Origin of the sequence: Alteromonas sp. KUL49 (assembly GCF_006538345.1) — a bacterium.
Lineage (GTDB): Bacteria > Pseudomonadota > Gammaproteobacteria > Enterobacterales > Alteromonadaceae > Alteromonas.
Map to the genome: position 1 here is coordinate 1 of NZ_BJKL01000012.1, position 17930 is coordinate 17930.

The window sequence follows — 17930 nt, forward strand, 5'->3', positions numbered from 1 at the left end:
CTAGCTGTCGAGAAACCTGATAAAGTTAGGCAGATGTTCAAGCAACTTTTTGAGTGGGAGCTAACTCTAGAACGACCCAAGTGGCAGCTATTGCGAAAATACGAAGGCGCTGGAATGGAGCGCATGGATACCTTTCGAACCCATTCCCGAGACTAGCAGTTTGGGGTGTAAACCAGTGTTTCAATCATCTCTTGTTACATTTTGTGCCGCTGAGCCAATAGTTTAGTAACAAATAAGCAGATAGGCTTAGTAGGTGAACTTGCTTTATTGAGCACCCAAATCACTTTAGGGATGAATTGAATAATGAAAAGAATAGTCGTGCTGTTAGCCTTATTGTCACTGCCAAGTTTTGCCGCAGAACCAGGTGATAAAGGTTTTCAAATGGATGTTAGCGTATCTGGCTTTTTTAGCCCAGAAGTTAAACAAGCGACCATTAAGTCGGTTGTTGAAAACTCGTCTGCTGAACAAGCAGGAATTGTTATTGGCGATGATGTTATTGCGATTGACGGCTGCGAGATCCCCGGATGCTCTGCATCCACTGCTAAAGACGCCCTGCAAAAGCCAGCGGGGGAAGTAGTCGTCCTAACTATGAAAAAGCCTGATGGCAGTATTTATGAAGCCCGTGTAACACTTCAATAAGTCTGATTCGCAAATTTAAAAAGAGTTGGCGATGTTGTTTTATTCAGCAACATCGCTAATCAACTATTTCAGGGTCAGTGCCCACAAAGGTCTAAATGCCACTAACGTGTAAAACATAAGCGCTGGCACGTATTTCTTTTTCTTCCAAAGAAACTTGGCTTGGCCGTGCAGAAACTTGGTCGCTAAAAACGCATTGGCAAGTTCCATAGATTCTCTTTTGTTAACTTCGATTAGTTCGTCTTTGGTACTTCCACCAAGAAAGCTACGAGGTTCATTGTTATCTGCCCATGACTTTGCGATATTGAAAGCTTCTTCACCCAATTTATCATCGGGTACTAACCATTGTACTAAGCCTGCTTCAAACGCTTCTTTCGCTGTTGGTTTCCAGCCCTCTTGCCCTAACATGCGTTGCGCGTTTTCTTGTCCCATCAGACGTGCTAAATGCACGCTAGAACAACCCTCTGGAGGCACACCGAGTGCGGAGAAGGGAAGTAGAAATGTAGCTTTTTCCGAGGCAATGATACCATTGCACAGGGTGGCAGATGTTACGCTCGCACCTATGGCTGGTCCGTTGAAGGCCACCAAGATGGGCTTTGGACAAAGTAGAAATATTTCAAAGAGTTCTTGATTCATCTCATTAATCATGTCCCGCAACTTTCTGGGATGCATTAACTTAATGGTACTCGATAGATTGACACCAGCGGAGTAGTAATTCCCTTCACCCGTAAGAACAATGGCTTTGACTGTGTCGTTTTCAATAGCAGCGCTAATGGCCGCTTTAATTGACATCATCATATCCATGGTCCAGCCATTGAGCTTTTGAGGCGTATTCATGGTGAGTGTTGCAACGCCATCTTTAATAATCGTTACCAGATGTTTTGCTTCTATGGAGGAAAGGCGAAGGTCATTCATGATTATTTTTGTCTTTTTAATTTAAGCAATTTATTAACAATCTAGAATAAATCTCCCCAGTTGACAACAACTGGTTTGTCCAGTTGGTGGGCTTTCTCTATTTATTGGTTTGAAATACTTGGTGCAATTAACCAATGCTGCTGCTAGCTTTAGTGAGGATTTTGGCATTATGTTATTGAGCTTACTGATGAAAAAGTTAACTGGTCTCGTCCTCGCTATTCTCACACTTACGCTTGGTTTCCTTGTTGTATTACCTGCTATGAGCAATGAAGCTGGCTTGGCAGATGGTTGGCAAAGCGCGCCATCACTGCCTTATCGCGTTCAAGAGATATATCCAACGGTATTCAACAATCATATTGTGGTTGCTGGTGGCCTATCGCCAGACGTGGGTAGTAGTGGTATAGGCGTTTCGGACCGAGTGGTGGTTTTCAGTTTGGAAGAGCAATCTTGGAACGAGGGGCCGACACTGCCAGAGCCTCGTCATCATCCTATGTTAGTGGTTGTGAATGACAGGCTGTTTTCTTTTGGTGGTTTTACTTTAGGTGAGAATGGCGCTTGGCACAACAGCAGGGACGTACTGGAGTTAATAATTAATCACACTTCAGAAAACAGCGATAAGCTGAGTCATGGCGAGTGGGTGAAAATCGCTGAAATGCCCACGCCACTGGCTGAAACGCTAAGTGCAGTGAATGATAACAAAGTTCATCTAGTGTCAGGGCGCACGCCTATCGACCAGACTAGAAATAACCAATGGATAGATCATACTGACGTCAACTACCATTTTATCTTTGACCCAGAAACACTAATCTGGGCTGAAGGGGTAAGTGTGCCCACAGCCCGAAATAGTGCGTGTAGCGTCACCACACAGAATAGGCTACACACTATAGCGGGTCGCACCGTCGCTGGCGGGAATCTCGCCTCTCATGAAGTCTATCATTTTGCAGATGGAAGCTGGCATTCTCTGGCACCGTTGCCACAAGCTCAAGGTGGTTTAGCGTGCGCCGCAGTGAACAATGACATCTATGTGTTTGGCGGTGAATTTTTTGATAACGGCGGTGGTGTATATGCGCAAATATGGAAATACAACATTGCAACGGATACGTGGAGTGAGATGGGTAAAGCACCAAAACCTCGTCATGGGTTAGGGGCGTTAGCCGTTGGTGACCAAATATATGTTATTGGTGGTGCATTGGAGGCTGGTGGCAATCAAACGAGTAATGCGATGACGGTATACTCTCCGTTAGACAGCAATTATCATTAGAGCGTACAAAACATGATCTCTTGCGAAAATTACGATTACATTGAACTAGTGTGTACCTATCGATACCCCATCGTACTGCACCTTAGGTCGGGAAAATCGGTCACTGGCGTTGGAATAGACACGAGTGTTAACGAGCAGCGCGAAGAGTGCATTACCCTAGTGGCAAATAGCACACATGTGATGGTGCCATTGAACCAAATAGCCGTACTCGAAGTCACAGTAGACAACCCTCATATCAACAAAATAGAGTTTGGCCGACAGTAGCACGATGAGTCACAAATGACCCACCTTAACGTAAATCAATGCGCCATCGTCTTTGGTGAATGGCGTATGTTTGCTCAAATGTGGGCTGCGGAGCCAAGAGCCTTTTGGATAGCTTCCGTGCTCATCATAAAAGGTGCCTTCTAATACGAAAATTTCCTCGCCGCCCCAATGTTGGTGGGGTTGAAACTGGGTGTGTGGCGCCCATTTGACCAGTGCAATATTCTCACTTTTAAAGGTGTGTAGCGGCATGACTTGCAGCCCCTCAACGAGGCCCAGTCGCCATGGCTGTACTGTCGTGTTGATGACCTTCTGTTCACTATCTTCGGCATCAAATTGCTGTAGCTTTACTAAAATTGTAGCGCCTTCATCGCCAATCTTAGGAGTATGTGCTGTACCTATCGGGTTACGAACGTAACTACCTTTTGGGTAATCCTGATGTTCGTCAGAAAACACACCATCAAGTACTAAGAATTCCTCGCCGCCGTCATGAGTATGTGGCGAAAACTCAGTGTTAGGTGCGTATCGAACGAGAGAAGTTGCGCGAGCGACTTCTCCACCAACACGGTCCAGCATCATGCGCTCTACACCTGGCATAGGGGAATCTACCCATTGATACTGAGATGGCTGAATAACTACACGTTCATCAAAGTTAGCATTTATCAATGTCGTATTTTTTGCTGAGGATGAGACCGCCATAAAATTCTCCAAAACAGGTAACTCTTTATTGATAAGTTAACGAATTACCCAAATATAATAAAGTAAGCACAAATAGGTAAGGTACGTACTTATTGGTACATCTTTATGAAAAATAAAGTAAAAGAATATGTAAGAAAAGCAGCACCCAAGCAAAGTGCAAACATGGTAGAAACCATTTACGGGTGTAAATGGTCACTGACCGTGTATCAAATGCTCGCCGATGGGGTGAATAGACCCGGCGAAATGGTACGGCACGTAGAAGGCTTAACCACCAAAGTGTTAAACCAATGCCTACGTAAAAACATTGAATTTGGCATATTGGAACGGATTGCCTACAACGAAGTGCCGCCAAGGGTCGAGTATCGGGTCACCCAGTTTGGGGAAAAGTTTATGAAGGTGTTATCTGAGATAGAAAAGCTTCAAGTGGAAATTGACCGCCTGTAAATTCGGGCAAATTCAAAGGAATAAACATGCTTAATAACAAAATTCCACCCCCACTAGTTATGCTCATCTTTGGCGCTTTAATGTGGGGGAGCACATTCGTAGTAGTGCCAATGACAGTGGCTTATGCGTTAAAGCTAGGTATAGCGGTTCTTATTGTCGTTGTAGGAGTGATTTTTGATATTTTGAGCATTTATTCCTTCAGAAAACACAAAACAACCGTCAATCCACTAAAACCCGAGACATCGAATTCGTTGGTTATATCAGGGACCTACCAGTTAAGCCGTAACCCAATGTATGTAGGTATGGCAATGTTTTTAACGGCGTGGTCAGTCTACCTCGCCAGCCCTATATCCCTGCTAGGTGTCGTTGGGTTTGTACTCTATATTACTGAGTTTCAAATTAAGCCTGAAGAAGCGGCGTTGGAGTCATTGTTTGGGGATGAATTTATCGAGTATAAAGCTAAGGTAAGGCGGTGGTTGTAGTACATAAGTCCAAAAGCACCCTAATTAATTCGTCAGACATGCGTACCATTCGTCTTAGTCTGTTAAATTAACTGATGTATTATTAATATTTGAACTGTAATGAAAATATTAATGTAGTGGCATTATTATCACTCAAAGATGGGAAAGACTTTTAGACGGAATTTTTATGTACGAAAACTATCGTATGAAACCTTTAGTCATTTTTATATATATTGGGCTTATATTTTTGGGCGCTCGGGGACTTGCAAGCGCTCAACAATGGCACCCCGATGACATTGCAAATCCACCAAAGAACGTGGTCTTCATATTAGCAGACGACTTAGGTTGGAACGATACATCAATCTATCAATTTAATAGATTTTATGAGACGCCAAATATCGATGCACTAGCACAGAAAGGGATGATATTTACTCATGCATATAGTAATAGCCCTCTTTGCTCACCGACTCGTGCGTCTATACTCACTGGGCAGACACCAGCGCGACACGGGATAATCAACCCAAACATTTCAATAGATGAGGTAAGACTAAAAGCGCAAAGTCGTACGGCAGGCCCAAGCAATCAGCCTTCAACAGCACCACTTACGGCTACTAGACTCGACACAGCACTACCAACACTTGCAAAAATGTTAAAAGCCAATGGTTACAACACTGCACATTTCGGGAAATGGCATTTGGGTAGTAGCCCATTTAGTGCATTAGAGCATGGATTTGATATTGACCTACCAAATTACAGTGGTTCAGGTCCCGCCGGCGGATACTTTTCACCTTGGTCATTTGCTCCAAACTTAATACCCAATGAGGATAAAGAACATATAGACATACATCTTGCAAAAGAAGCCAGTCAGTGGATTTTAGAACACCACAGCGATGGTCCATTCTATTTGAATTTTTGGCCGTTTTCTGTTCACGCTCCATTCGGAGCGAGTCGAAGTTACATAGACTATTTTATTGATAAACGCTCTGCGTTTAACAGCCAGCGAAATGCAACGTATGCTGGGATGATTAAACACTTTGACGACGCTATTGGTATATTGTGGCGAACTTTAGAGGAGGCAGGGTTGGAAAATAATACCGTTATAGTTTTTACGTCTGATAATGGCGGTAACATGTACAATGTATTAGGACAAACTTACCCAACAAGTAATTTTCCGCTGAGAGGGGGGAAAGCGACTCAGTTTGATGGTGGTACACGGGTACCTACTTTCATGATCTGGCCAGGACTAACACCTCCCAACACGATTAATAACACTCCAATTCAAACCGTAGACTATTACCCAACTATTCTCGGTGGGCTTGGTATAAGTTGGCCGCAAGAGCATCACGTTGATGGTGTGGACATCCGCCCGTTACTTGCTGGTAATCAAATAGACAGCCGCCCAGTTATTACTTATTACCCTACTAGGCCTCTTGTTCCCGATTGGCTGCCGCCCTCTGCGACCATATCACAAGACGGTTGGAAGCTAATTAAAACCTTTCACTATGGCGTGGATTCTCCACATCTTAATGCGCTTTATAACCTCAACGAAGATGTTGGCGAATCAAAAAACTTGGCAGAAACACATCCAGATGTGCTCGCCAAATTAGATACAACATTGATGAGTTATTTAGACAGAAGCGAGACTCCATTACCCACCGCCAATCCCGACTATGTTTTGGGTTCATTCAATTATGACCACATTGGAAAACCAGCACAGCAATTTCGGTTGCCTGAGGCGCTAATACCTTCCGAGGCTGTTATTGAACTAGATATTTCAGCAACTAAAGCAAGCGCGGGAGAAAGAGTGTACATAACTTGGGAGCTACGTAATAGCACGCCGTCAGCCAACGTTAGCTACAGGCAATTTATGGGGCCAGATGTATCGCTTATAGAAAATCCAGGACAAGTTTCTTTCTTTGCACCAACTGTTTCGACGAATCAATTCATAGGTTTTGCTTTTATTGTGCAAGACGGTCAGAAAATACTTCGAAAGCAAATAGCCATTGAAATAGACGCAGTAAATGTCGCACCAAACATAGTGATTCAGTCAGAGTCACTTGAAGTACAATCTGGCGAGTCAATTGTCATCCAATATTTAGCTGAAGATGACAACAAAGATATTTTGTCAGTTGATCTAATAAGCGAATCACTTAACATTAACGCGAAGTTAAATCCCGCGCTACGCAGTTATACGTTGAGTGTCCCTCAGAGTTTTAGTGAAAGTTCTGCAGACCTTGAACTAGTAGCATCAGATGGACAAATTGAGACGTCGGCGGGCACCACTCTAAAAATAACCACCTCAACACCAAATATGCAACCCACAGATAAATCGCCTACCAAAAAAAATTCTGGTGGTTGCATTTATTGGTTAATCCCAATTTTAGGAATAAGTGCTTTCTCCCGAAGACGTAAATATGGAGTGGAACTGTAAAACGACTCAGAACCTGATGACAACTTCGGTAGCATCACGATTAATAAGTCAATTCATACAACTTTCCGTCTATTTCCCGAAGTCGATCTGGAATATGGCTATACGATGAGTCTAACTCGAAAGCTTTTGTGTAGTTTACTCTCGACTCTCGGTATCTACCCTCGCTAAATAGTGCTTCTGCGTAACTGTCATACACGTTCGCAGACAAGGGGTAACTCTTTGTATTTAGTTCAAATAGTTTGAGTGATGCTGCTGGGACAGTGTCGAGTAACTGGTACGCTAAATCGTTGATTAGATATTCGGTAAATATGTGTTGTGTACTTGGGTTTTGCTTGAATGCGAAGTATGTCTCGGCTAAATCGTCTAATTGATCATTTTCAGCTTTATGAATCAGTTGCGCTTTGAGTTCGACAGTGTCCATTGTTATGTTGGGGTTAATGATTTTTGCAAGAGAATAGGCGTAATCAAACGAGCTAAAAGAAGGGTGAAATCCACCATTGGTTAAGTGCAAAATGGTGACACTTTCGGCTGGGTTATCATTCATATAGAAGTGTCGCGCATTAATAATGTTACCACCGTAGTGTCCCACGGCTGTGGTTTGCGATTCGGATTGGACTTGCCAGCCGTGAGAGTAGGTGGCTTTTCTTCCAGTCTCGAGCGTAAGGGGTTGCCATGCTGCTAACAGGGTGTCGGTAGCAACAAAGTCTCCTGATAGTAAAACTTCAAACCATTTTGCGATGTCGGTCCCTGAGGTATTTAAGCCGGTTGCGGCAAACATAGTCGTAGCAAACGGCCAAACACCAAAGTCACTGATCTCACCCTTATCGCGAATATAGTAATGGGTAGTGCGCCTGGGTACTGATACGTTGCCACCCCCATAAATAGTGCTGTTGAGCGAGTAGGGTTTAACAATCTCACGGTTTATGACTTCTGTTAGCGGTAGCTTATATTGCTTTTCAATAATGAGTTTTAATAGCAGGAAGTTAGTTTGGTTGTAGCGAATGTTGGTATTGGTTTGAAAGGCAAAAGGCTTTTCACTCATCGCATTAATGATTTCTTGTGGATCTTCACTGGTTTCTTGCGACAAGTCGAAAAATTCTGGTAACCCAGAGGAATGCGCCATCAGTGACGAAATTCGAATGTCTGTCCAGTGGTCTGGTAAATCATCGAGATAGGCTGACACAGGTTGAGAGGCATCTAACTTTCCTTGTTCAATCAGCCGAAGGAGAATGGCTGAAACATAAAGTTTGGTGACGGAGTAAATAGGGTAGATGGTATCCTTGTTGACCTGCTCATCTGACTCTACGGATGTATTTCCTTTGCTTCTTGAATACACGAGCTTGCCGTTGGCAAGCACCATCACAGTGTGACCAACAATACCGTGGTCATCAGGCGCTTCATCAACAAGCTGGTTCAGTTTGATGGTTTGTGATTCAGACAACAGTGCAGATACAGTCGCGTATCCTTGTTTAACTTGTAGAGTAGCAACCGCGAATGTTGCCAACGTAATCCCTAGTTTCATTAACTTCATGAAATTTTCACTTTTTGTATTATTAACGCTACTTTTTATGGCTTTGTCTCGTTAGTCGCGCGCATATACCAAAAGGTTGTAACAAGCCCCTAGGAATATTTGATCTAGTTTGTTGTATCAGTACGCCCCTCATGAAGTACCATGTTCTCATCAAAAAACAGGGTGCCGTTTATTACCTTGGGGTTTCTCGCAAGTATTTTAGTTATTTGGGGCCGCCACATTTCATCGGGGTGCTTGGATAGTTCGATAAGCAAGTAATTTGGCGTGTTAGGGTTGCGTGCCAAGCTCATATCCGTACCAATTTGCCCCTCAAGCCCGTATAGTGACTCAAGAACATCCACCGGTGTTGAAGGGTTGCTTGCAATTCTATTATCTATTTCATAACCAAAATAATATGCATTGTGAAAACCCACTAGTGCTCTCAGTCGTTCGGGATCGGTGTTTGGGTTGGCTGAGTCTTCGAGAGCGTTCTTTGTGGCTGAATACGTAGCAGCATATCCAAACATTGAGTTGCCAGCTACACTGACTAAAGCGATAGTTATGACCATGTATGTGGTGGTTGTAATCTTGTTGCGTATTTGCCTTGCGCTGAGGCACTTGTACGTCGACACACCAAGAAAAACAAACAATAACGAGCTTTTTATCAGTGCGAAGAACACTGCGAACCCTGACTGGGCATCTGGTATCAGCATTGCGTGGCTGGCTTGAAGGTAAAAAAATGAACACGCAAAGAGTGCACTAAATACTAGTGCGAACCGTTTGATACTGTACTTTGTAACCTTTGTTTGAAAATCCATTTCGCAGACCTTATTGGTAATGTTTCAATTGTCGTTGCTAGTGTGATACCGATTCCATCAAATTGAGTCGTTACGTTACCTATCAATATATTTGTTGAGTGATGCTTCTAGTTGTTCAGCGTATCCACTAGTATCGCCACATTCGCTAGACAGCGTCCACACTGAACTTCCGTTGTGCACTTTGTCGTCTAAGCTGGTTTGTCTGACGTTGTAGCACTTCTTACCTAATTTAATGGTAGTCTCATTTCCACCATATTCAGCAACCACTTCTATATTTAAACCCTCTGGCGCGAATTCTCTCAGGGTGTTGCCCATTCTATCTTGTATCTCATTGGAAGTGCTTCGGGGGCTAGACCGAATCGGCACTGGGGTACTACGAATACTGCTTGCCATACGGTTAAGTTCTTGTTGGTTAAGCTGTTCAAAGTACTGTTGCGTAGAATTTTGAACGTTTCTGCGTGGCGTGGCAGCACTATCTTCCTGAACAGTAAGGTCTTCGTTAGGGGCGCCAGTATTAAATTCACGCGTTGTCTGTTCGGGCAGCTGGGACGTAGCTTCCTCTTGAGTCGAGCTTGTATCCTCTTGGTGCTGAGATTCCGTAACGGTTTGTTTAGGCTCCTCCTGTTGTGGCTCAATTTCTATCTCATTAGGTTATTGTACATCTTGCTGTGTTACAGCTGGCTGCGTAGCAGGTTGTATAGGCGCTAAAACGAGGTAACTTTCAATGGTGTCATTGGTAGCAGTGACGTTTGGCGATTTCTTTTCAAGTGCTATTAACGCACCGATGATGATTCCATGAAGTATCAGAGAAATCGCCAAAAATCGTGTGGCTCGCACGGGTATTAGTCCATTAAAACAGAGTGTTATGGATTGTTAGTGCGTTAAGTGCAGAATAGGTTCATAAAACACTGTTGAAACAGTGTAACTAAATATATCACTCTACTTGTTTAATAAAGTGCATATCACGCCAATTGTGATTTGCAGGTACCTTTGCATTAAACGGTTGGAGTTTAAAACCTGTTACCTCGCCATTTGCGTCTACATCAAATACCAACAGTGCGCGACTCGCTGCATTTTTGTTTTGCCAGTCCACCTCAAAAGTGTGATCTCTGAATGGAATAAGTGTTCCGTTTAGGTTTTCCATTTTATCGAAGCTAATCTGTAACTGATTTTCGGTAAGGGAAAGTACAACATTTCCGTACCACGCATCTTTGAACTCTCCTTGGTAGTCGATAATAGGTAAATTCACTTCACCCGTGCCCACGGGAAGTTTCAAGCGTGCATAGTAGCGAGCTTCGGCGTCTTTCATCCATTGTTGGTAGTCAGCGATCCAGTCAATTTGTGGGGCGTCAGGCATGAATCCTTTCAATATGGTTTGCATGATGGCACCTCGTGCAGCGCTGTTACTGCCGTTATTTAGCAAAACTACGCCAAGCTCTAATTCGGGAACTGAGGCAACATAGGCCTGCACGCCAGACAAGGTACCCGTGTGTGAAATCACCTCAAAGCCATATACATCGGCTTTGCGCCAGCCAATACCATAGGTTTTAAAGTGAGTGTCGTCCCGTCGACGGTCGTCGCTGCTAACATTTAAGTTGGTATGTGATCGCCACATATAATCGAGTTGGGCGCCGTCAATGATCTGCTCGCCTGTGGCAGTTTGTCCATGATTGAGTAAAACCTGTAACCACCTCACCATATTGCTGGCATTACAGACCATCCCGCCCGCGGCGGCACTGACTAATTCTTTTCCAAAAATACCGTTGCGTGGAATGGCAAATACCTCACCGTCTATATCGCCGTGTGAAGATGCCAGGTTATTGTATTTATTAATATCCATATCACCTGCAAAGCAGGTCATATCCATGGCTTTGAAGAAGTGTGTATCAATATACTCGGCAAAGGGCACACCGCTAACCTTGGCAATAATTTCGCCTGCTACCATGTACATCAAGTTGTTGTAGGCATAAGCACTGCGAAAACTCGTGACTGGCGTTAAATGCGCCATATTGGCAAAAATTTCTTCTCGGCTAAATCCGGTGGGCTCTGGCCATAGCATGGCATCGCCAGCCCCGCTCACCAGTCCACTTTGGTGGGTAAACAGGTCGAGAATACGAAACTCTCCGGTAACCCAGTGGTCTTGCATTCTGAATTCGGGAAAATGTTCTATAACCTTGTCTTGCCAATCAACTTTTCCTTCACTCACTAACTTAGCCATGGCCGCCGCAGTAAAGGCTTTGCTTGTGGAAGCTAAGCGAAAGTAGGTATCTCTATCTACTTGCTCAGGTTGGGTAAAGTCACGTAAACCATAGCCTTGTAACTTCACCACCTTTCCTTGGTATACCACGCCTACTGACATGCCTGGTATGGCGAAGGTATCCAATGCTTGAATGACGGTTTGATCAAAACTTTCCTGTAAATGGGATGGGGCGGATAACGGGTTGGCAAAAGCTGATGACACCGCAAAAAACGCAATGAGTAAATTGACCAAAGTAAGTAGTTTGATTCGCATGGTTGGACTCGCAACACTAGGCTTCAAATAGCTGATTACTATCGAGAATATAGTGTTACCAACACAGCCACAATAGGCAACTGAGTAAAAGTTGCCCAGAATCAGTGTTTGTGAGTCGAAGGTCGTTTAAACCATTTTTAATTTAACTTGTTATACGCGATAGATAATTTGTATGAGTAGGAATCGTCTCTACACGTTGAATATGGTCGTTTTCAATTTGACTGAGAAATTGCCTAAGCTCTTGTTCTGACATCTCATCAGCAAGAGGGTGGTGCTGTTTGGGTATAAGCCCTTGTCCAATCATTACTTGTAACCAAGAGTCGACAAATATTTCATCTTTGCGCTGTACAAAACGACCCGTTTGTTCGAAAAGCGTCATTCTGTCTTTTAAAGACTCTGGGATTTGCATGTTTTTACAAAACTCCCAGAAGGGCGAATCTTCTCGCTGGGTTTGACAGTAGTGTAAAATAATGAAGTCTTTGATTTCGTTGTAATCAGAAATCATATAATCGTTGTACTGAGCCGTTTCTAGTGCATTAATGCCGTAACTGGGGAAGTACTTCAACAACTGCATAATACCCTGTTGAATGATATGAATGGCGGTTGATTCTAGAGGTTCGATAAAGCCACCCGCTAAACCTATAGCCACACAGTTTTTGTTCCAGAGCTTTTTTCGATGTCCCGTCACAAATTTTATCGGGCGAGGTGTTGTAATAGGTTTGCCTTTGATAGTGCTTAACAGCATGTTTTCAGCTTCATCGTCAGACATATACTGACTGCTATACACAATACCATTGCCCATCCGGTGTTGTAGTGGGATCCGCCACTGCCAGCCCGCATGGTGCGCAATAGAGCGAGTGTAGGGTACAGGGTTGCCAGTCAGTTCTGTTTGCACTGCGATGGCACGATCCATAGGTAGCCAATGTGACCAATCAACAAACTCGGTTTTTAGTGTTTCATTGATCAGCAACCCTTTAAAGCCAGAGCAATCAATAAACAAGTCGCCTGAGATTTCTCTTCCACTCTTAAGCGTTAAGCCTGTGATATAACCTGAATCAGCGTCGGTGGTAACCTGCTCAACCAAACCCTCTACACGTGTTACGCCGTGCTTGGTGGCAACACCTTTGAGCATATTAGCGTATAGACTGGCATCGAGATGATAGGCGAAGTTAAGCCCACCTTTTTGGTGAGCAAACTTGTTCCGTTTGGCGGCTACGGCTTCTATGTTGTAGGTTTCAAAAGGCTTGCTTATGCCCAACTCCACACCGCGCTGCCAATATTCGTGAAATCCTGCAGCCCACATACCTAAACCCGTACTACCAAAGGCGTGAAAGTAAGCGCCGTCTTTCTTGTGCCAGTTTTCAAACTGAATACCTAATTTAAAGGTTCCCGACGTATGCTTGATAAATTCAGAAGAGTTAATACCCAGTAGATCGTTGAAGAAATGTATGCTTGGAATGGTAGCTTCACCAACACCAATGGTGCCGATTTGCTCAGACTCGACTAAGGTGATGTTTATTTTTGAGAGAGCTTTAGACAACACTGCCGCCGCCATCCAGCCCGCCGTACCACCACCTAATATGACAACATTATTTACTGCTTTTTTCATACTTTTGCCTACATCTACCTTTTCACAAGTGCTAACAAGGTCGAAGTAAACCTTGATATTAAGCTTGATATTGAAAAGGTGTTAACGCTTTTTTCGTATACTGTTAACAATAACTCAAGAGGATTGAAAAGAGAATATTATCGTTACACTTTTTATCTTGTTTGATGCCGTGAGGTAGCGGTCATCAATCAAATTTGTGTAAATGATTACTGTAAATTGTTAACAAAAAGTGTTATTAATTCATCTATTGATGTACTGATTTTACCTAATCAAAACTAATAATGGTTGAACAGATGATGAATTTGCACCTAAAAACAATAACTTTCCCTGCAATAATCAAGCGAATAGTGTTGGCTACTACATTTGCTACCTTCTTCGCCTCTGCAAACTCCAATCCTACTATTGACTATATTGTGAACGGTAGTGCGGTAACTCCATGGGAGCTTGCACTGAATTACGGGCAGGAAAAACTCGACGATAACGGAGAGGCAAAAACAACCCGAGGAAGCTTGGTACTTAGACCTGAGACTAACGAAGAGCGCGGTGAGGTCGTTAGACTTATATGGAAGCCGAAGGGGATAAAGAATGAGTGGGGGACTATCGACAAGAATATTCTCACTGCAACCATTACCAATACTATGCAAATGGTTGACTTGTCATCTGTGGTATCAAACGCCGCACTCACCTTTGATATCAAAGTGAACAAAGCGCCTAAAGAGCTCGTTGAACTTACCCTCGAAAGTGAGTGGGACTGGCAACAGCGCGCTTCCTTCCCTTTAAAAAGCGTACTCAAGAAAATTCCTGCGAAAGAGTGGGTTACCTTGCCCATCCCGCTCACCTGTTTTTCAGGTGGAACGCTTAACTTTGCCAAAATTACTTCAATTATGCAGTTAACTACCACAGGAAAAATGGACGTTGAGATAAGCAATATCAGGCTTACCGCAACGTCTGAGTCTTCCTCGTGTGGTTAAGCCGTATTTTCTGCCCATAACTTTGCTCCAAATATCGGATAAGGAAAATTATGACAATCCGCAATATGTCTATGAATATGCTCGCCATTGCTACCCTTATGTACGTAGTAGGCTGCAATGAAAAGCTAGACGTTTCGACAGAACCTACACAGGTTGCAACACAAGAAAATTCAAGCCTAATTGAGCTGGGAAGCGATGGTTTATCGGAATTTGTGTCCACTGATGGTGTTAGCTGGCGTCAGGTCACAGACGATAAAGGAGAGCATCACCTGTCACTTCACTTTAATGCGCTAGCGGCGAATAAGCCGACAATTCGTCTTGGTGCTGAATCTCCTTGGAACATGGATTTTGCCGATAATGTTGCCATTGTAATGGACATTGAAAACCCAACCAATATCCCAGTGTTTCTGCATGTGGGCGTGGAAGATATTGATGGCGTGCGTCATAACCGAAACGTTGCTGTGCCGCCAAAAACGGCGAACAGCTACTATGTGATGATAAAAGGCATTAACGTTGATACGAATACCGGCATGCGATCAAACCCAAAAAATTGGCTTACCGAATACGAACAGACCATTTGGCGAACGGGCACGAGACACATCAATACTGAAAAAGTAAGTGCGTTGCATTTCACCCTGATGGGCATTATGCACGACAAGCACCTGATAGTAAGCAATATTCGTTTGGAAGAGCCGACAACATTGGACGAAAACGTTTTAGTGGGTATTGCTGACGGTTATGGGCAAAACGCGAAAATGGATTTTGAAAACAAGGTGGATAACGATGCTGCTCTTGTAGCCCAGTACCAAGCCGAATCAGCTAATCTTTCAGGTGAAGTTTGGGATGGTCGCAGTCAATACGGCGGCTGGAAACAAGGTCCTAAGTTAGAGGCAACTGGCTATTTCAGAACTGAAAAGTATCAAGGTAAATGGACGTTGGTCGATCCTGAAGGCTATTTGTTCTTCTCAACGGGTATTGCCAATGTGCGTATGGCCAATACCTCTACCATTACTGGTTACGACGTACCCGATTCTCTCGTACCAGCCCGTTCTAGTGACGACTTAACACCTGAGGACTCAGTAGGGCTCAATAGGGTCAGCTTGGAAGCTGCCGAACAGCGTTTTGTTTCATCAAACACACGAGCTAACATGTTTTTAGATTTACCTTCCTATGATGAACCTTTAGGCAATTTCTTTGGGTATCGTCGAGAAGTGCATACGGGAGTGATCCCTAAAGGCGAAACCTTTAGTTTTTACATGGCAAATCTCTCTCGAAAGTTCGAAACTGCCGATATGAACGAGGTGTTAGACAAGTGGGAAACCCTTACCGTTGATCGTATGTTGGATTGGGGATTCACATCGTTTGGCAATTGGATAGATACCCGTTTTTATGACGACGCCCGCATACCTTACTTTGCCAACGGTTGGATCATTGGTGACTTTGCTACTGTGAGCACAGGGAATGACTACTGGTCGCCAATTCCTGACCCATTTGACCCTGTGTTTGTACAAAGAGCCGATGTCACGTTGGCTCAGGTTGCGGCTGAAGTGAAAAACAATCCTTGGTGCGTAGGTGTGTTCATCGACAACGAAAAAAGTTGGGGGATGATGTCATCGACTGCTGCTCAATACGGTTTGGTCGCCGGCACGTTAAGACTCAACGCCGACAAGAGTCCAGCAAAACGGGCTTTTGTTGCTTGGCTTAAAAGCCGATTTGAAACCGTTGAGTCTCTTAATTCCACATGGGGTCAGTCGTTCAATAGTTGGAGTGATGTGGAGAAAGGCTTTGAAGTCGATTTCGATGTGGATGCAGCACTCCCAGATTATTCGGCATTGCTGTCTTTGTATGCTGATGAATATTTCAAAGTGGTCGCTAATGCTGTGGATGCACATATGCCTAATCATATGTATATGGGTGCACGATTTGCCGATTGGGGAATGACTCCTGAGCTGCGAGCATCTTCGGCAAAATATGCTGATGTGGTGAGTTACAACTACTATCGAGAAGGTTTAAATGAAGCGTTTTGGACCTTCCTAGAAGACATCGATAAGCCATCGATTATTGGCGAATTTCATATAGGTGCCAAGGACTCAGGATTGTTTAACCCGGGTTTGATTGGTTCTCATACCCAAATCTTACGAGGCGAGATGTATCAAGACTATCTTTACTCTGTGATTGATAACCCTTACTTCGTCGGTGTGCACTGGTTCCAATACATAGATTCACCATTGACAGGTAGGGCCTATGATGGTGAAAACTACAATGTGGGATTTGTGTCTGTCACCGACATTCCGTATGCACCTTTAATTGATGCTGTTAAGGAAGTTAATCGCAATTTATATTCCAGGCGGTTTAACGATACCGCATCGGCTACTGATAATGAAAAGGAAGGCAATGAATGAGAGCAGGGAAGGTAAGTCAATTTTTATCAAGTTTGTTGGTTATAGGCGCTGTTAACAGCGCCCTAGCCGAGTCTTGTGCGCCTTTAGCGGAGCATGTAGAGATCTACGATGATGAATTGTCTTCTGTTGTAAGTGGTTCGTCTGAAATTTGCATGATACAAGACGGTTTTCGGTGGACTGAGGGGCCGTTGTGGGTACCAGAGTTAGACGCACTGCTGTTTTCGGATATTCCCGCAAGTAAGGTTCATATGTATGACCCAGATAAGGGCGTAAGCGTTTATCTGGATGATAGCGGTTTTTCAAACGGCTTACTCCGCTCACCTTCGGGTGAGCTGGTACTTATGCAATCTCGAACACGCCAAGTGGGAGCAATGTCATCGGCTATAGATTCGCCAACGACAGTGTATAAAACTTTGGCTTCTCATTTTGAAGGACGTCGTTTGAATAGCCCCAATGATGGTGTTTTCCACAGCTCGAGTGCGCTATTTTTCACCGATCCGCCGTTTGGCTTACCAAAACAGTTTGACGATGAAAACAAGGAACTGGATTTCCAAGGTGTTTTCAGATTATCCGAGTCTGGTGAGTTGTCTTTAATTGACGACACTATTTCCCATCCAAACGGTATTGGTATATCCCCTGACGAGAAATGGCTCTATGTGGCCGTGTCTAACGAAGCCGATATGCGTTGGTATCGATATCCCTTAACCCCTGATGGTGATGTAGGAGAGCGAGAGCTATTTTTCAAAATAGATGCCGAGAACGTGTATTCAGAGTTAGTTGTGAAAAAAGGAGTACCCGACGGCTTAAAATTTCATGAAAATGGAATGTTATTCGCCACCGGACCACAAGGTGTATGGATTTTTAACCACAATAAAAAGTATTAGGAAGAATATTTGTGGATAGTTTTGTGGCAAACCTTGCCTTTGATGAAAACTACTCTACGTTATATTTAACTGCACATCAGTCACTTATGAAAGTTAAGCTAATCAATCAATTCGAT

Annotated in this window: 17 protein-coding genes; 9 read left to right on the forward strand and 8 right to left on the reverse strand. The window is 43.7% G+C overall.

The features are described from left to right. Positions 1-303 precede the first annotated feature (303 nt). The gene (locus tag EYS00_RS17525; protein ID WP_130638955.1) at positions 304-639 is read left to right on the forward strand and encodes a PDZ domain-containing protein; all 336 of its coding nucleotides are present in this window, start codon (positions 304-306) and stop codon (positions 637-639) included. Positions 640-702: 63 nt separating this feature from the next. Here the strand turns inward: EYS00_RS17525 and EYS00_RS17530 are convergent, their stop codons facing one another. Beyond that, on the reverse strand, positions 703-1551 hold the full coding sequence (locus tag EYS00_RS17530; protein WP_130638957.1) for an enoyl-CoA hydratase/isomerase family protein: 849 nt from the start codon (positions 1549-1551) through the stop codon (positions 703-705). A 187-nt stretch (positions 1552-1738) separates the two neighbouring features. On the opposite strand from EYS00_RS17530, the gene EYS00_RS17535 reads away from it, so the two are divergent. Both EYS00_RS17535 and EYS00_RS17540 read left to right on the forward strand, forming a co-directional pair. Next, entirely contained in the window at positions 1739-2812 is a 1074-nt protein-coding gene (locus EYS00_RS17535) for a kelch repeat-containing protein (RefSeq protein WP_242618819.1), read from the forward strand. A 12-nt stretch (positions 2813-2824) separates the two neighbouring features. Further along, on the forward strand, positions 2825-3076 hold the full coding sequence (locus tag EYS00_RS17540; protein ID WP_130638959.1) for a Rho-binding antiterminator: 252 nt from the start codon (positions 2825-2827) through the stop codon (positions 3074-3076). Positions 3077-3085: 9 nt separating this feature from the next. On the opposite strand, the gene EYS00_RS17545 is transcribed toward EYS00_RS17540, so the two are convergent. Continuing rightward, positions 3086-3772, reverse strand: coding sequence for a cupin domain-containing protein (locus EYS00_RS17545; RefSeq protein ID WP_130638961.1), 687 nt, complete (start codon positions 3770-3772; stop codon positions 3086-3088). Positions 3773-3877: 105 nt separating this feature from the next. Between EYS00_RS17545 and EYS00_RS17550 the strand changes: the two genes are divergently transcribed. The 3 genes from EYS00_RS17550 (at position 3878) to EYS00_RS17560 (ending at position 7108) form a co-directional block, all read left to right on the forward strand. After that, positions 3878-4216 carry a helix-turn-helix domain-containing protein gene (locus EYS00_RS17550; protein WP_130638963.1) on the forward strand — a complete coding sequence of 113 codons (339 nt, stop codon included), beginning with the start codon at positions 3878-3880 and terminating at the stop codon, positions 4214-4216. Between the two features lie 26 nt (positions 4217-4242). Continuing rightward, complete coding sequence (locus EYS00_RS17555) at positions 4243-4698, forward strand: isoprenylcysteine carboxylmethyltransferase family protein (RefSeq protein WP_207301730.1); 456 nt, start codon at positions 4243-4245, stop codon at positions 4696-4698. Between the two features lie 166 nt (positions 4699-4864). Further along, positions 4865-7108 carry a sulfatase gene (locus tag EYS00_RS17560; RefSeq protein ID WP_130638967.1) on the forward strand — a complete coding sequence of 748 codons (2244 nt, stop codon included), beginning with the start codon at positions 4865-4867 and terminating at the stop codon, positions 7106-7108. 40 nt (positions 7109-7148) lie between these two features. Here the strand turns inward: EYS00_RS17560 and EYS00_RS17565 are convergent, their stop codons facing one another. The 6 genes from EYS00_RS17565 to EYS00_RS17590 form a co-directional block, all read right to left on the reverse strand. Next, entirely contained in the window at positions 7149-8639 is a 1491-nt protein-coding gene (locus tag EYS00_RS17565; RefSeq protein ID WP_130638969.1) for a serine hydrolase domain-containing protein, read from the reverse strand. Between the two features lie 104 nt (positions 8640-8743). Further along, complete coding sequence (locus EYS00_RS17570) at positions 8744-9436, reverse strand: hypothetical protein (RefSeq protein WP_130638971.1); 693 nt, start codon at positions 9434-9436, stop codon at positions 8744-8746. Between the two features lie 75 nt (positions 9437-9511). Further along, positions 9512-9829, reverse strand: coding sequence for a hypothetical protein (locus EYS00_RS17575; protein ID WP_130638973.1), 318 nt, complete (start codon positions 9827-9829; stop codon positions 9512-9514). A 258-nt stretch (positions 9830-10087) separates the two neighbouring features. After that, positions 10088-10273, reverse strand: a complete 186-nt coding sequence (locus EYS00_RS17580; RefSeq protein ID WP_130638975.1) for a hypothetical protein — start codon at positions 10271-10273, stop codon at positions 10088-10090. A gap of 97 nt (positions 10274-10370) precedes the next feature. After that, positions 10371-11948 carry a serine hydrolase gene (locus tag EYS00_RS17585; protein ID WP_130638977.1) on the reverse strand — a complete coding sequence of 526 codons (1578 nt, stop codon included), beginning with the start codon at positions 11946-11948 and terminating at the stop codon, positions 10371-10373. A gap of 142 nt (positions 11949-12090) precedes the next feature. After that, positions 12091-13557, reverse strand: a complete 1467-nt coding sequence (locus tag EYS00_RS17590) for a tryptophan halogenase family protein (protein ID WP_130638979.1) — start codon at positions 13555-13557, stop codon at positions 12091-12093. Positions 13558-13907: 350 nt separating this feature from the next. On the opposite strand from EYS00_RS17590, the gene EYS00_RS17595 reads away from it, so the two are divergent. The 3 genes from EYS00_RS17595 to EYS00_RS17605 are packed head-to-tail and all read left to right on the forward strand — an operon-like array spanning position 13908 to position 17814. After that, a complete protein-coding gene (locus EYS00_RS17595) occupies positions 13908-14528 on the forward strand; it encodes a putative glycoside hydrolase (RefSeq protein WP_130638981.1) in 621 nt (206 codons plus the stop codon). A gap of 50 nt (positions 14529-14578) precedes the next feature. Next, positions 14579-16930: a beta-galactosidase gene (locus EYS00_RS17600; protein ID WP_130638983.1), complete on the forward strand. Its 2352-nt coding sequence runs from the start codon at positions 14579-14581 to the stop codon at positions 16928-16930. Continuing rightward, complete coding sequence (locus tag EYS00_RS17605; protein WP_130638985.1) at positions 16927-17814, forward strand: SMP-30/gluconolactonase/LRE family protein; 888 nt, start codon at positions 16927-16929, stop codon at positions 17812-17814. The genes EYS00_RS17600 and EYS00_RS17605 overlap by 4 nt, the downstream gene beginning before the upstream one ends. Positions 17815-17930 lie beyond the last annotated feature (116 nt).